Below are 15,058 nucleotides of genomic sequence, written 5' to 3'. Positions count from 1 at the left end.
TCGATCGACCGCATGTGCGGCCAGGTGGACCCCGGAACAAGTCCGGGGTGACGACGCGCGAAGGAATGTCGATCGGTCCCAATGGGGGTCGCCCGCGTCACCGCGCCGCGACCACCTCCTGTACGAAGCGGTGCAGGTCGCCGCTCAGCGCGGCCAGCGCCTCCACATCCTCGAACGCCGAATGGCCGGCGGCATAGCGGCGGAACGTCGCGCGGCCGGCGGGAACGCCCTGCTGCTCGATCGCGAACTGCCCGGCATAGACCGGGGTGGTGATGTCGTAATACCCGCCCGCAGCGAACAGGCGCAGCGTCGGCTTCGCCGCCATCGCGGCGGTCAGATACGGCGCGAACGCCGCCGCGCGGTAGCTGCCGCCATACTCCTTGTCCCAGCTCCATTTGAAATTGATGCCGAGGTTCAGGCTGCGATAGGCGCTGGGCACCGCATAGCCCAGATCGTCCTTCAGATAACGTTCGATCAGGCTGGCGGTGCCCACCCCCAGCGACATCGACGGATCGTCAAACGGCGGGCGCAACCGGCTGTCGGCCAGGGCGCGGGTCGCGCGCCCGTCGAGTTGGCCGGTGCGCAACCCCTTGTCCGCCAACAGCCCGAGCATGAAGTCGCGCCGTTCGAGCCGCAGGTTCTTCGCCAGGATCGTTGCTATGGGCAGGCCGGTGAACGCCGCCATGCGCGCCGCGATCCGCGCCTTGTCCGCCGCCGGCAGCGAGGCACCCTGCATCAGCGCGGCGGCATAGTCGGTCTGAGCGAAGTGCAGCGCCGCGTTATACCACGCCGCGACCCCCTGCCCTGCGCGATCGACCGCGCCGTGATACCATCCGACCGCCGCCAGCGTGGGGAACAGCACCGCGTCCGACACCACCGGACCGTCGCTGTCGCCGATCGCCGACGACAGCAGCACGACGCCGTCGGGCAGCGGCTTCTTCGCAGCCATCGTCTCGTTCAGGATCGCCAGCGCGCGGGCGGTGCCATAGCTTTCGCCGACCAGCAGCACCGGCGAGGCGGTCCGCCCGTTCGCCGCCAGCCACCGCTCGATCATCAACGCCACCCCGCGCGCATCGCCGCCGACCCCGAAATAGGGCGACGCATCCCTACCCGCGACCGGCATCGACGCCCCGGTGCCGACCGGATCGATGAACACCAGATCGGCGATGTCGAGCAGGGTGAAGCGATTGTCCTCCAGATGCGCGGCATCGCCGGTGCCGACTATCCGGCGCGGCCCGAACGCCTGCATATGCAGCGGCGAGGACGACGCGCCGGGCCCGCCGTTGAACAGGAACAGCACCGGCCGTTTCGCCGCATCACCCACGCGGTCGGCGACATAGGCATAGCTCACCGCAACGGCGACCGGCGCACCGTCGGCCCCCGGCATCGGCTGTTCGGTGACGATCGCGCGATAGGCGAAGGGGCGACCGTTCAGCGTGATGCGAGCCTGCGTCGTCACCACCCGCGCGCTGGCGGCATCGCGCGGCACCATCGGCTCCATCGCCCGCAGGAACGCGGGCGACATCGGCGCGCTCCCCTCGTCCTGCGCAGGCAGCGTGGCGGGCGTGAGCAACAGCGCGACGAGGGGTATCAGACGGCGCATCGGCATCGGTTCTTTCGTTGAAGGTTCAGGCGCGCGGCAGCGCGGCGAGCAGCCGTTCGACATCGTCGAGGGTGTTGAACACCGACGGACTCACCCGGAAACGATTGCGCGACAGCGTGATCTGCACCTTCGCTGCCTTGAGCGGCGCGGACAGCCGTTCGCGCGCGCCCTCCAGCACGCAGGTGACGAGCGGCGTCCGGCTCTCGGGCGGGGTGACGACGGTATAGCCACGACTGGCAAGTCCGGCATGCAGCCGCTGTAACAGCGGCTGCCGCCACGCCGCGATCCGCTCGACGCCGAGCGCGAGGATATGCTCCAGCGACCAATCGAGCATCGCCGGCACGACATGCGCATGGGTGCCGCCCGCGAACAGCCCTTCCATGTCGCGCCTCGGCATCACGTCGGCGACCGGATAGTCGGGGTTCGTCGCGGGGGGATCGAACGGATAGACATGCGGGTCGAACCGGTCGAGCTGGTAATAGCCGTACCGCGTCCGCCGCAGCCGGTCGTGCAGGTCGGCGCGGACATAGAGGAAGCCCAGCCCGAAATCGCCCATCAGCCATTTATAGCTGGCGCAGGCGGCGAAATCGACGTTGCTGGCACGTACGTCGATCGGCACCGTGCCGGCGGCATGGATGATGTCGGCATAGACCAGCGCGCCCTTCGCATGCGCGATCTCGCACACCCGTTTCAGGTCGTGTTCGAACCCGTTGTAGGTCGATACCAGCGACAGCGCGACGAGGCGCGTGCCGGGGACGATCGCGCGTTCGATGTCGTCGATCGCGATGCGGTTCGCGCGCGGCCGCAGCCACACGACCTCCACCCCCTGTCGCGCCAGTTCCTGATAGAGATAGAAGGACCCGAAGAAATGCAGCGTGTCGGTGACGATCCGCCCCTTCTCCGTGGGAAAGCCGAGCGCGTCGAGTACCGCCTGTTCGCCCGCCGTCGTGCTCTGGACGAACGCGATCTCGGCCGGGGTCGCGTTGATGAGCCGCGCGAAATTCGCCTTTACCCGCCCCTCGACCGCATCGGTCGGGAAATAGCCGTCCATCGTCGCGCGCTGGTCGAGATACGCCCGCGCCGCATCGCGCGCACCGATCGGCACCGGGTGCATCGTCCCGCTGTCGAGATAGGTTCCGGGCATGGCCGCGAAGCTCGCGCGGTCGGGCAGGGTCGGCGCTGGTGCGGCCATGCCGCGCGCCGCCAGCGGCAGCATCGCCCCGCCTGCCAGCACTCCGCGCCGCGTCACCCCGTCGACCACCGCCGTCTCCACCCGTTCGTGCCACAGCCTAGCGCGGGCGGCCCGCATAAATCTTGCGTCCTGCGGCCGGTCGATCGACCGCCCCGGCCGCCGGTCGATCGGCGCGCGCGATCTGTGCATAATCCTGCCGCCGGATTGCCGCTACCCCGGCGGACAAAGGGAGTGTCGCGATGATCCGATGGGCTTTGACGGGCATGATTCTGGCCATGGCCGCCGCGCCCGCCGCCGCGCGGACCTGCGCGCCCGACGCGGTCGAAACGCGGCACAGCGCGCGCATCGCGGGACGCACCCTCTCCTATGTCGCCTGCGTCGGCGCACTGCCGGTCCGCATCGGCACGGCGCAGGCGCGGATCGTCTATACCGCCTATCTGGTCCCCGGTACGCCGCGCCGCCCGCTCAGCTTCGTGTGGAACGGCGGCCCCGGCGCGGATTCGCGCACGCTCCAGTTCCACGCGATCGGGCCGCGCGTCCTGCGGGACGGCGCGCTCATCGACAACCCGGACAGTCCGCTCGCCGCCACCGATCTGGTGTTCGTCGATCCGGTCGGCACCGGTTTCAGCCACGCCATCGATCCGGCACGGGCCGCCGCCTTCTATGGCACGGTCGCCGACATCGCCGTCACCGCCGATGTCGTCCGCGATTTCCGCCAGCGCTATCGCCGGGAGGCCAGCCCGATCAACCTCGTCGGCGAAAGCTTCGGCACGTGGCGCGCCTCGGGCGTCGCCGAAGCGCTGGTCGAGCGGAGCATCCCGGTCGCCGGCGTCGCACTGATTTCCGGCGGCATCCCGCTGGGCGAGGAGGGACAGGCCAACCGCCGGCGCGCGCTGTCGCTGGTCAACCGGACCGCGACCGCCCTCGCGCTCGGCAAGCTCGCCCCCGAGCTGCAACGCGACCGGGCAGCGACGCTGGCCGAGGTCGAGCGCTGGGCGGAGGCCGTCTATGCCCCGGCGCTGGCCGATCCCGCCGCACCGCCACCCGCGCGCCGCGCCGCGATCGTCGCCGCGCTCGCCCGCTATCAGGGGCTCGATCCCGCGACGATCGATGCGGCGACGCTGTGGGTTTCGCCGCGCGACTTCCGCACCCGGCTGCTCGCCGCCGAGGGGAAGACGCTCGACATCTTCGACATGCGCCGGACCGCGCGGGCGCAGCAGGCGCAGGACGATGCGGTCGTCCTCGACTACTACCGCCGGGCGCTGGGCTATACCGCCGGGCGCTATGCCGGGATCGACGGCCCGGCGGGCGATGTCGGCGGCCAGTGGCGCTATGACCAGTCGCCGATCACGAAAGAGTCGCTGGCGCGGGCGATGGCCGGCGAAGGTCCGCCCAGCGCATCGCAGCCGTGGATCCAGCGAGCGATGGCCAAGGCCCCCCGGCTGCGGGCGTGGGTCGCGACCGGCCTGTATGATTCGCTCAACAGTTGCGCGGGCAACGCCGCCACGGTCGCCGCGCTGCCCGGCGACCTGCCGCGTCGCTTCACCCTGCGCTGCTATGCCGGTGGCCACATGATGTATGAGGACCCACGCGAAACGGCGCGGTTCGGCAAGGAGCTTGCGGGGTTTCTGCGAAACGGCGCATAATTTTTGCGCCGAACCGGCATAATCGCATCATTGCGAACCCGAAGCCGCCGCGAAGCCCGCCGCAACGCCGAAAAATGCCCCGCCGCTCACGCTATGCTGCCGCTCAGGGACGGACCGCAGACGGCATCCATGCCGCGCGGTCCGGGGCAAACGACAGCAAGGGGGCTTCATGCAGCACGTACAGTTCGGAATGGTCCGCAGCCTGATGGCATCGACCGCGATCCTCGCCGCGCTGGCCGCGCTGCCGGCACGGGCGCAGCAGCCGGTCGAAGCGTCGATCGCCACCGATGCCGCCCCCGCCGCCGACGACATGATCGTCGTCACCGGATCGCGCATCCGCCGCGCCGGGCTGGACAAGGCCTCGCCGGTCGCGGAGATCACCGCGCAGGCGATCACCGATCGCGGCTTCGTCACCGCCGCCGACGCGCTCAACAACCTGCCGTCGAACGCACCGGTGCTGAACCAGGCCAACGGCAGCGGCGACAGCAGCGGGCCGGGGTTTCAGGCACCCAATCTCTTCAACCTCGGCACCGGCCGCACGCTCACGCTGTTCAACGGACGGCGCATGGTCACGACCGGATCGGGGATCGGCGCGAGCGACGGAGTGGGCAACGCCTTCGTCGATGCGAACATCATCCCGCTCGGCCTGCTCGACCGGGTCGAGGTGTATCAGGGCGGTGGTGCTGCCGTCTATGGATCGGATGCGATCGCCGGCGTCGTCAACTATATCGTGAAGAAGGATTTTTCCGGCCTCGTGCTGGATGCGCAGAACGGCATTTCCGAACGCGGCGACTATGCGACGCCCAGCCTGCGCGCGACGGCGGGGATGAACTTCGCCGGCGGACGCGGCAACATCTCGATCGATCTGGGCTATTCGAAATCGCCGACGCTGATGTTCGATGCCCGCCCGCTGTCCAATCGCGGGCGGCTGACCGTCGGCAACGCGGCCGACACCGGCCCGACGGACGGGATTCCGGCGGTGAAGGAAATCTTCAACGCCGCCTTCTGGCCGTTCAACCGCAATGGCGTGGTCTTCACCCGCCCCGCCCCGGTTCCCCAGTTCCTCGCGCGCAGCAGCGGCAACGCGCTGCAATTCGCGCCGGACGGCAGCGTCGTGCGCTACGACACCGGCGCGATTCAGGGGATTCCGTTCGCATCGGGCGGTGACGGTTTCCAGTATCAGGCGCTGGCGGGCTTACGCACCGGCGTCGAGCGCTATACCGCCAATCTGATCGGCCATTACGACCTGACCGATCGTATCACCCTGTCGAGCGAACTGCTCTATGCCCGCACGACGGGCACCGAAATTCCGCAGGGCAACAGCTACACCACGCTGAACGCCGGCAATTATGCCGGCCCGATCTCCTTCACGATCACTAACCCGTTCCTGTCGACGCAGGCACGCACGCTGCTGGCGGGGGCCAATGCCGGCTTCGCCGCCGGGGCACCGCTCTATCTCTCGAAATATTTCTACGACCTGACCCCCACCACCGACCAGACGACCCGCACCGAAACCTATCGTGCCGCGCTGGCGCTCGACGGCGGGTTCGATGTCGGCGACCGCGAATTCTACTGGTCGCTCGCCGGCAGCTATGCGCGGGTCGACGGGGCACAGCGTAGCTGGCAGGTGGTCAACACCCGCTTCCGCAACGCGGTCAGCGCGGCGCTGAGCGGCGGGCGGATCGTCTGCGCGATCAACGCCGATGCGATCACCACGAACGACGATGCCGCCTGCGCGCCGATCAACCCGTTCGGCGACGGCAATGTCGGCGCGGCCGCGCGCGACTATGTCAGCACCCGCGCCGGCATCGACTGGACCAACGAACAGGTCGATCTGCTCGCGACGCTGGGCGGCACGCTGGCGAAGCTGCCGATGGGCGATGCCGACTTCAGCGTCGCCTATGAACATCGCAACGAACGCGCCGCCTTCGACCCGCTGGCCGCCAATCGCGTCGGCAGCTTCGGCAACGGCGCGCGGGAGGTGGCACAATCGGGCGACTATAACACCGATGAACTGTCGGCCGAACTCGTCGTCCCCCTGATCGGCCGGGATTTCCAGTTGCCGCTGGTCCGGCTGCTGGAGGCCAAGGGCGCGTTCCGCTATGTCGACAACAGCTATGCCGGGCATCAGAACGTCTGGGATCTGGGGTTGCGCTGGGAAGTGACCGGGGGCGTGACGCTGCGCGGATCGCGCAGCCGCAATTTCCGCGCGCCGACGCTTACCCAGTTGCTCGCCCCGACCGCCAGCGGGCTGAACTCCGTCGGCTTCGACCCATGCGATGCCGACCGGATCGCCAGCGGCCCCAACCCGGCGGTGCGCCGCGCCAACTGCCTTGCGCTGTTCACCGCCAATCCGGGCTATGGCGTCGATCCCGACGGCACCGGCGCGGGGCTGGGCGCCGCCGCCCGGCTCGCCCGGTTCCAGGACCCGTCGGAGAATTTCCCGCGCGCGATCGTCACCACCGGCGGCAACACCGCGCTGCGCAACGAAATCTCCAACACCTGGACCTATGGTATCCTGTTGCAGCCACGGGTCGTCCCTGGTCTCACGATCAGCGCCGACCGAATCGAGATCGACCTGACCGACGGGCTGTCATCGTTCATGACCGCCGATTTCGCCGCCGCCTGCTATGACGATCCCAACCCGTCGTCGGCGGTGTGCGGGGCCTTCACCCGGCTCGCCAACAGCGACGGGGTCAGCCCCGGCGGCACCATCGCCACCGGCACCACCACCACCTTCAACGCCGGGGTCGTGCGCTATCGCGGCGAGACCTATCTGGTCGACTATCAGTTCGCCTTGGGCGACCTGCTGGGCGGGGGCGATCTCGGGCGGCTGCAACTGGGTGCCGCGGCGACGCGCAACGCGTTGCTGACGACCTCGGTCACGGGCACCACCTTCGTCCGCACCGACGGCACCTATCTGTCGCCGCGCTGGGTCGGCCGGTTCAACGCCGCCTATGCCAAGGGGCCGCTGCGCCTGACCTACCAGCTCGAATATCTCGACCGGACGGCGGCCGCGCCGAATGCGTCGATCGAAACGGTGCCCAATCCGATGCTGCGCAGCAACGTGGTCCACGACGTGTCGGCGCAGGTCGATCTGGGGCAGATCGCGCTGCGCTTCGGGATCGACAATCTCACCGACCGCGAACCATCCTATCCGCAGATTGCCTATGGCGACATCCTCGGCCGCCGTTTCTACGCGGGCGCGCGGATCAAGCTGAAGTGACGGCCCGCCCGGCCGCCATGGCCGGGCGACGCGCCGGCGACCCCCCTGACGAGCGGATGCAGACCCTGACGATGACCCGGCCGGACCCGACCGATCCCGTATCCGCGCCGCCACCGCCCACCGGGCCGGTCGCGGCGACGGGGGTGTCCGAATCCTATTCGCACTGGGTCCGCCGCGTGATCCGCGCGGTGCGCGCCGAACGCAACCTGCTGGTCGGGTTGTTCGACAGTTCGGTGCCCGAACCGGTCGACCATCTGCGCGACATCATCGCGCAAGGCTTCGGCGAGACGATCACCGCGCGCTACACCAGCGCGTTCACCGGCGGCAATCCCTATGTCGTGGGCCAACTCGCCCGGCACTATGGCGTCGAGCCCGGGCAGGTCCTGTGTACGACCGGCGCGACCGGCGCGCTGTCGCTGATCTACCGCGCGCTGCTCGAACCCGGCGACCGGATACTGGTCGAAAATCCGGGGTTCGACCTGTTCCACAAGATCGCCGAAACCTATGGCTATGGCGTCGACCGGTTCGAGCGGCGGGGCGACGACTTCGCGGTCGATCCCGCCGCGATCGCCGCCGCGATGACGCCGCGCACCCGGCTGATCGTGCTGTCCAGCCTGCACAATCCGTCGGGGATGGCGGTGCCCCCCGCCACGCTCGCCGCCATCGGCGCGCTGGCGCAGGCGCACGGCGCGCGGGTGATCGTCGACGAGGTCTATGCCGATTATATCGATCCGGCGCTGCGCCCGCCGCCGGCGATGCGGCTGTCGGACGCGATCGTCAGCATCAACAGCCTGACGAAGTCGCACGGGCTCAGCACGCTGCGCTGCGGGTGGATCGTCGGTGCGCCCGGCACGATCGATCGCATCCGCGCGCTGGCCGACGAGATCGACTTCGGCGTTTCCACCCTGTCGCACGCGGTCGCGGCGCTGGTGCTCGAACGGCCCGACCGGTTCGAGGCGTATCGCGCCGACATCCTGCGCCGGGCGCGGCCGATCATGGAATCCTATCACGCGCACTGGCGCGAAGCGGGACTGGTGACGGGCACGCTGCCGCCGTTCGGCTGCATCGCCTTTCCCCGGCTCGTCGGGATCGACGATACGGTGGCGTTTTCGGAATGGCTGGCCGAGCGCTGCGGCGTGATCGTGGCGCCGGGCGAATATTTCGGCGCCCCCGGCCATATCCGCATCGGTTTCGCCCGCCCGCCCGCCGATGTCGATTACGGGTTGCAGGCGCTGACCGATGGCCTGATCCGCTATCGCGATCGATACAGCGGCGGGAAGGAACGGGAATGATGCGATGGGTGGCGTTGGCGCTGGCAGCGTTGTTGACGGCGGCCACGGCGGTCGCACAGACGCTGCCGCCGCCGGCCGTCAAGGCGCGCAGCACCGCCACGATTCCCCTGCGCGGCGCGACGATCGCCTATGACGCCGAGGCCGGACTGGTGCCGGTCGCGAGCCGGCCGGGCCACCCCGACGCGACCGCCGGCTATATCTCCTATACGGTGCGCGGGGCCGACCGGCCGGTGCTGTTCGTGTTCAACGGCGGCCCCGGCGCGGCGTCGGCCTATCTCCACATGGGCGCGCTGGGGCCGAAACGGGCGCGCGTGCCGCAGGACCCCGCCACCCCCCTGCCCGCCGCCGCCGCCATCGGCGACAATCCCGACACGCTGCTCGACATCGCCGATCTGGTGTTCCTCGATCCACCGGGCACCGGCTTTTCAAGCGTCGCCGCCGATGCCGACACCGGCTTCTATCGTTCGGTCAAGGGCGATGCCGATGCGGTGGCGCAGGCGGCGCGCGCATGGCTGGCGGCGCACGGGCGCAGCGGCGCGCCGCTCTACATCCTCGGCGAGAGTTACGGCACGATCCGCGCCGCCGCGATGGTCGATGCGCTGCGCGAACAGGATCCGGCGCTGAAGCTGCGCGGCGTCCTGCTGCTGGGGCAGGCGCTGAACATGATCGAGACGTCGCAGCGGCCGGGCAATGTCGTCACCTATCCGGTGGCGTTGCCGACGCTGGCGGCGATCGCCTGCTACCACGGGGTCCGCCCGCTGCCCTGTACGCCGGACGGCAGCGCCCGCGAGGCGTCGGCCTATGCCGAAGCCTATCTCGCCGCGCTGTTTCGCGGCCGCGCGCTGGACCCGGCAACCCGCGCGGCGGTCGCCACCCGGCTCGCGGCGCTCACCGGCATTCCGCGCGAGTGGTATCTCGCGCACGACCTGCGCATTTCCAAGGAACGGTTCCGCGTCGAACTGCTGCGCGCGAAGGGCCGGGTGCTCGGCCGCTACGACGCGCGCTACACCGCGCCGCGTGCCGCCGATGCCGGGGACACCGTCGGCCCCGATGCCTTTTCGGGCGTGTCCGACCTGTATGCCACGGCGGTGATCGGGCAACTGGCGGCGATCGGCGTGGCGGACCCGGCGGCGTACCGCGTTCTCGCGCCGGGCGGCGGCGACTGGCGTTACGGATCGGGCGACTCGCCGTTCAACGACTGGCCGTTCATGGCGCGACTGGAGCGGGCGATGGCCGCCGAACCCGCGCTGCGCCTGTTCGTCGGCACCGGGCTGTACGACCTGACCACCACGGTCGGCGCGGCGGATTATCTGTTCGCGCAGAGCAGCCTGCCCCCCGCCCGCTACCGCAACCGACGCTATCCGGCGGGGCATGTCGCCTATTCGGACGATGCGAGCTGGGCCATGCTGATGCGCGACCTGCGCGCTTTCATCACGGCGGGGGCAGCGCGTTGAGCGACGCGACGCTCGCCCGGCGCATCGACCTGTGGGGCGTGGTGGCGCTCGGCCTCGGCACCGCGGTCGGCGTGTCGATCTTCTCGGCGATCGCCCCCGCCGCGAAAATCGCCGGGCCGGCGATGCTGTTCTCCGCGCTCATCGCCGCGCTGCCGATGTATCTCATCGCGGTCAGCTATGCCTTTCTCGGTTCGGCCTGTCCGGCCTCGGGCGCGTCGTTCGTGTGGCCCGCGCGGTTCCTCCATCCCACCTGGGGCTTCTGCATCGGATGGGCGCGGATCGTCGCCAACGTCGGCGCGATCGTCGTGCTGGCGCTGGTGCTGGTGCGCTATGCGTCGATGCTGGTGCCGCTCCCGACCAAACCGACGATGCTCGCGCTGCTGGCGCTCGCGCTGGTCGCCAACCTTTTCGGGATGCACATCGCGACACGGGTGCAGAAGGTCCTGCTGGTCGGCATGCTGCTGCTGTTCGCGGTGTTCGTGGCGTGGGGGGCATCGCGCGGGGTGGCTGTCGCGCGGCTGCAGCCGTTGTTCCCGCACGGCATCACCGGCATGATCGCCGCGACCCCGTTGCTGATGGGCCTGTTCTTCGGGATCGAGGCCGCGACCGAAGCGGGGGCCGAGGTCGCCGACAGCCGCCGGACGATCCCGCTGGGCATCGCGCTGTCGATCGGGTCGGCGACGTTGCTGTATCTCGCAGTCGGCTTCGTCGCGCTGGGTGTGCTCGGCGGCGATGCGCTGGGGGCGAGCGACGCGCCGATCCTCGATGCGGCGAAGCGGTTCATGGGGCCATGGGCGACGCCGCTGGTCGTGCTGGCGGCGGTGCTGTCGATCGGCAAGTCGCTCAACGCGCTGTTCGCGATGTTCAGCCGCAGCCTGTACGCCATGGGCGTTTCGGGCATGCTGCCATCGGCGCTGGGGCGGGTCCATCCGCGCTGGCAGACGCCGCATGTCGCGCTGGTCACGGTGTTCGCTCTGGGCTGCGTCGGCCTGCTGCTGCCGATGGAGCTGACGTTTCTCTTCCTCGCGGTGAACATCCCGAACCTGCTGAAATACGGCAGCATCTGTGTCGCTGCCGCCCGGGTGGCGGAGCGCCATCCCGACATCTACGACGCGGCCGCCTTCAAACCGGGGCGGCGGCGCCTGCGGATCGCGGGCTATGGCGGCGCGGCCAGCGCGTTCCTGCTGATCTTCGCCGGTCTGGAAACCGACTGGCGGCCCTATGCCCTACTGATCGTCTGGATGATGTGCGGGCTTGTCTTCCTGAAAATCCGGTCGCGCCGATCGCCCGCCGCCCCGCCGGCCTGAACCGCCGATTTTCGCTTCGGTCGCTGCGCCCGTTTGAGTGCTGGCGCGTTGAAGCCGCTCCATCAGGAGCAGGCCATGACCGACACCACCCGATCCGACCATGACATTGCGTCCCCCGCCGACCTGCCGATCCAACCCACGGGCAGCGGCGTCGCCGATCTGGAGATCGCCAAACTGCAGGCGGCGCTCGAAGAGGGTGCCGAGGACGAATCGATCGCGATGCCGATCCCGGACGACGATCCCACCCCGACCCAGGCCTGAGCGACCGTCCAAAAAGGCGCGAAAGAGCGGGTTTTGCGGCGATGCCCTTGAGATGCCGGTCGAAAGCGGGTTGGAGAGGCCGATGACCGACGCCCTAGCCCCTGCCGCAAAACTGTCCACGCGCGCCTGGCTGGAGGCGGCGCGGGCGACGTTGATCCGCGACGGCATCCATGCCGTGAAGATCGATCGCCTCGCGCGCGAATGCGGGGTAACACGCGGCGGCTTCTACTGGCGCTTCAGCAGCCATGCCGAACTGCTTCAAGCATTGCTCGACGACTGGCGCGAGACGAACACCGCGCCGATGCTGGCGGCGCTGGACGGGCCGGGCGATCCCGACGCGCGGTTCACGCGACTGGCGGGGCTGTGGGTCGACGAACACGGGTTCAGTTCGGCCTATGACGCGGCGGTGCGCGAATGGGCGCGCGGCGATGCGGCGGTGCGGGCGGTCGTCCATGCGGTGGACGACGAACGGATCGGCGCGCTGTGCCGCCTGTTCCTCGACTATGGCTATGGCGCGGACGAGGCGCTGGTGCGCGCGCGCATCACCTATTATCATCAGGTCGGCTATTATGCGCTGGATGCGCAGCGCGACGACGCCCGCCGGGCCGAGTTGACCCCGCTCTACATCCGGGCGCTGACCGGCCCGCTGGGCGGGGTCACGCAGACCGCCGGGTGACCGACAGGTCGAGGCGGGTCAGGCCGCTGGTCGCGAACGCCCCGCCCTCCACCGGCACCCGCCGGCCGTTCGCGGCGATGGTGGCGGTGGTCGCCGCGATATGCGCCAGCATCAGCCGCAGTTCGAGGCGGGCGAGCCACGATCCCATGCAGATGTGCATGCCGAAGCCGAACCCGGCATGCGGCGCCCCACGACGGTCGGGGTCGAAGCGATCGGGATCGGGAAAGCGCGCAGCGTCGCGGTTGGCCGACGCGATCAGGAAGCGGACCGGCGCGCCCGACGGCACGGCGCATCCCGCGATCGTCGTCGCCCGCGCGGCATAGCGGGTGACGCGATGGACCGAGGGGCGATGGCGCAGCATCTCGTCGACGAAGGCCGCCGGACTGCCCCCCGCCCGCAACCACCACAGCGCGGCCGGATCGCGCGCCAACTGGTCGAGGCAATTGACCGACAACAGCGTCGTCGTCTCATGCCCCGCCATGAACAACAGGCAGGCGAACCCATCGGCCTCCTCGGCGGTCAGCGCGCCTTCGTCGCGCAGCGCGGCCAGCGCGTCGATCACCGTATCGCGGCCGCGCCCGGCGGCGCGATCGGCGGCGGCGCGGTCCATCGCATCGGCCATGAACGCGCGCATGGCGGCATAGCTGTCGACGCTGGCATCGGGATTGACGACGCCCCGGATGCGGGTGGCGATGAAGTCGACCGCCGAATTGGTCCAGTCGCGCATCCGCGCGGCATCGTCGATGGTGATGCCCAGTACGGTCGCGATGACGCCCATCGTCAGCGGCGTCGCGAAGCCGGCCGCCGCATCGCCGCCGCCGGCGGCAAGGAACCGGTCCCAATGGGTCGCGACCAGCGTCCGCACCGCATCCTCGATCGCGTTCACCGCGCGCGGGCTGAACGCCCGGCTGATCGTCTGTCGCATCGGTCCGTGCAGCGGCGGATCGAGCATCAGCAGCAGCCCCGGAATGATCGCGCCGCCGGGCGGGGTGGAGACGAACGCCGTCGCATCCTTCAACCCGGCAAGGACGTCGTCATAGCGGCTGACGAGGTAGAGCGGCGCATCGGCCCGCCCGGCGCGCACCACCGGGGCATGGGCGCGCAACCACGCATAATGGCGATACGGATCGGCCTGGATCGCGGGGTCGAACGGATCGAACGGCGGCAGGTCGTCGGGCCAGGGCAGGTCGTGCGACCATGGGGCATCGGTCATGCGGCGGGCTTTCGGGCGTGCGGCGCGATCCACAACGCCAGCAGCAGCCCCGCCAGCACCAGCGCCGCCGACCCGCCGAGCAACGCGCCCAGCCCGACCCGTTCGAGCAGCGTGCCGCCCAGCACCGGCGCGACGGTCGATGCCGCCGCCGTCGCCAGCGGGGTGACGGTGGCGGCACGGCCGCTCGGCTCGCGTTCGGCCATCAGCCGGAACAGGAACGGATAGACGAACGCCCAGGTGAAGCGCAGCAGGCAGGCGGCGGCGATCATCACCACCGCGCCGCCGCCGATGCCCAGCCCGATCGCGGCCAGCACCACCGCCCCCGCCACCGCCAGCAACACCGGGCGAAAGCGCAGGGCGTCGGCGACCAGCGCCGCCAGCAGCGGGCCGACCATCCCGGCCGAGGCCGCCAGCGACAGCAGCGTCGCGATGCCCGCCGCCGCCAGCCCGTGCGCGCTGCCGATCCGTTCGAGGAAGGTCCAGCTCAACCCCATGCCGGTAAAGACGAGGAAGATGGCGACCAGCGGCGCGATGCCGGCCGCCGGCACCGGCCGGCGCAGGCTGGCGACCGCGCGGGGCGGGGCGTCGCGCGTCGCGATCGGCACCAGCAGCAACGCGGGCAGCGCGACGACCGATACCGCGATATAGAAGATCGCCGGGCCGTGCGCCGCCATCATCAGCGTCAATATCGCCATGCCGCCCGCCGCGATCACATTCTGCCCGGCGGCATACAGGCTGACCGACACTCCCGGCCGCGCCGACCGCGCCATCAGGCCATAGGCGACGGCACAGGCCAGACCCTCGCCCAGCCCCGACAGCGCGCGCACGCCGATCAGCACCCCGTAATCGGCGACGAAGATCGTCGCGATATTGCCCGCGACCATCACCGCCAGCCCGGCGTGCAGCAACGTGCGTTCCCGCGCGCGCGCCAGCAGCAACGGCGCGAAGGCGGTGGCCAGCAGGATGCCGCCCATGTTCGCCGAGACGACCGCCCCCGCCGCCTCCGGCCCGATGCCGAACTGCCGCTGCAACGCGGCGACCATCACCGGCATGACGTCGGGCAGGGTCACGGCGATCAGCGCGACCGCGACCGCCGCCCAGTCGCGCGGTGCCAGCCCCGTCCAGAACCGGAACGGGTGGGCGCGTGTCGAACCGGGGACCGCCATGGCTTTCATCGGCGCGACGATA

The 15,058-nt window shown here is 70.1% G+C and carries 11 protein-coding genes; 7 read left to right on the top strand and 4 right to left on the bottom strand.

What is annotated here, in order from left to right; genetic code table 11:
• Positions 1-97: 97 nt before the first annotated feature.
• The gene (locus LRA89_RS16285; RefSeq protein ID WP_230771917.1) at positions 98-1,603 is read right to left on the bottom strand and encodes a S10 family serine carboxypeptidase-like protein; all 1,506 of its coding nucleotides are present in this window, start codon (positions 1,601-1,603) and stop codon (positions 98-100) included.
• A gap of 25 nt (positions 1,604-1,628) precedes the next feature.
• Complete coding sequence (locus tag LRA89_RS16280; RefSeq protein ID WP_230771915.1) at positions 1,629-2,984, bottom strand: aminotransferase class V-fold PLP-dependent enzyme; 1,356 nt, start codon at positions 2,982-2,984, stop codon at positions 1,629-1,631.
• A gap of 50 nt (positions 2,985-3,034) precedes the next feature.
• Between LRA89_RS16280 and LRA89_RS16275 the strand changes: the two genes are divergently transcribed.
• From LRA89_RS16275 to LRA89_RS16245, 7 genes are all read left to right on the top strand, one after another.
• Positions 3,035-4,441, top strand: coding sequence for a S10 family serine carboxypeptidase-like protein (locus tag LRA89_RS16275; RefSeq protein WP_230771913.1), 1,407 nt, complete (start codon positions 3,035-3,037; stop codon positions 4,439-4,441).
• 169 nt (positions 4,442-4,610) lie between these two features.
• Positions 4,611-7,667, top strand: coding sequence for a TonB-dependent receptor domain-containing protein (locus tag LRA89_RS16270; protein WP_230771911.1), 3,057 nt, complete (start codon positions 4,611-4,613; stop codon positions 7,665-7,667).
• Positions 7,664-8,959, top strand: a complete 1,296-nt coding sequence (locus tag LRA89_RS16265) for a pyridoxal phosphate-dependent aminotransferase (RefSeq protein WP_230771909.1) — start codon at positions 7,664-7,666, stop codon at positions 8,957-8,959. Before LRA89_RS16270 ends, LRA89_RS16265 begins: the two co-directional genes overlap by 4 nt.
• A complete protein-coding gene (locus LRA89_RS16260) occupies positions 8,956-10,413 on the top strand; it encodes a S10 family serine carboxypeptidase-like protein (protein ID WP_230771906.1) in 1,458 nt (485 codons plus the stop codon). The genes LRA89_RS16265 and LRA89_RS16260 overlap by 4 nt, the downstream gene beginning before the upstream one ends.
• A complete protein-coding gene (locus LRA89_RS16255) occupies positions 10,410-11,720 on the top strand; it encodes an APC family permease (RefSeq protein ID WP_230771904.1) in 1,311 nt (436 codons plus the stop codon). The genes LRA89_RS16260 and LRA89_RS16255 overlap by 4 nt, the downstream gene beginning before the upstream one ends.
• 75 nt (positions 11,721-11,795) lie before the next feature.
• The gene (locus LRA89_RS16250; protein ID WP_162236463.1) at positions 11,796-11,981 is read left to right on the top strand and encodes a hypothetical protein; all 186 of its coding nucleotides are present in this window, start codon (positions 11,796-11,798) and stop codon (positions 11,979-11,981) included.
• A gap of 82 nt (positions 11,982-12,063) precedes the next feature.
• Positions 12,064-12,657: a TetR/AcrR family transcriptional regulator gene (locus tag LRA89_RS16245; RefSeq protein ID WP_230771902.1), complete on the top strand. Its 594-nt coding sequence runs from the start codon at positions 12,064-12,066 to the stop codon at positions 12,655-12,657.
• Here LRA89_RS16245 and LRA89_RS16240 read toward each other — a convergent pair.
• Both LRA89_RS16240 and LRA89_RS16235 read right to left on the bottom strand, forming a co-directional pair.
• Positions 12,638-13,870 carry a cytochrome P450 gene (locus LRA89_RS16240; protein ID WP_230771900.1) on the bottom strand — a complete coding sequence of 411 codons (1,233 nt, stop codon included), beginning with the start codon at positions 13,868-13,870 and terminating at the stop codon, positions 12,638-12,640. The two genes, LRA89_RS16245 and LRA89_RS16240, sit on opposite strands and share 20 nt — an antisense overlap.
• A complete protein-coding gene (locus LRA89_RS16235; RefSeq protein WP_230771897.1) occupies positions 13,867-15,036 on the bottom strand; it encodes an MFS transporter in 1,170 nt (389 codons plus the stop codon). Before LRA89_RS16235 ends, LRA89_RS16240 begins: the two co-directional genes overlap by 4 nt.
• Positions 15,037-15,058: the final 22 nt, after the last annotated feature.

Source organism: Sphingomonas sp. Leaf4, assembly GCF_920939515.1.
GTDB lineage: Bacteria > Pseudomonadota > Alphaproteobacteria > Sphingomonadales > Sphingomonadaceae > Sphingomonas.
Note: the sequence above shows the minus strand (reverse complement) of the source record. Positions and strands in the feature narration are given on the sequence as shown.

Coding starts and splice junctions, on each gene's coding strand:
- LRA89_RS16270 (WP_230771911.1), top strand. CDS start 4,611: ATGCAGCACGTACAGTTCGGAATGGTCCGCAGCCTGATGGCATCGACC.
- LRA89_RS16285 (WP_230771917.1), bottom strand. CDS start 1,603: ATGCGCCGTCTGATACCCCTCGTCGCGCTGTTGCTCACGCCCGCCACG.
- LRA89_RS16250 (WP_162236463.1), top strand. CDS start 11,796: ATGACCGACACCACCCGATCCGACCATGACATTGCGTCCCCCGCCGAC.
- LRA89_RS16280 (WP_230771915.1), bottom strand. CDS start 2,984: ATGCACAGATCGCGCGCGCCGATCGACCGGCGGCCGGGGCGGTCGATC.
- LRA89_RS16275 (WP_230771913.1), top strand. CDS start 3,035: ATGATCCGATGGGCTTTGACGGGCATGATTCTGGCCATGGCCGCCGCG.
- LRA89_RS16235 (WP_230771897.1), bottom strand. CDS start 15,036: ATGGCGGTCCCCGGTTCGACACGCGCCCACCCGTTCCGGTTCTGGACG.
- LRA89_RS16240 (WP_230771900.1), bottom strand. CDS start 13,870: ATGACCGATGCCCCATGGTCGCACGACCTGCCCTGGCCCGACGACCTG.
- LRA89_RS16260 (WP_230771906.1), top strand. CDS start 8,956: ATGATGCGATGGGTGGCGTTGGCGCTGGCAGCGTTGTTGACGGCGGCC.
- LRA89_RS16245 (WP_230771902.1), top strand. CDS start 12,064: ATGACCGACGCCCTAGCCCCTGCCGCAAAACTGTCCACGCGCGCCTGG.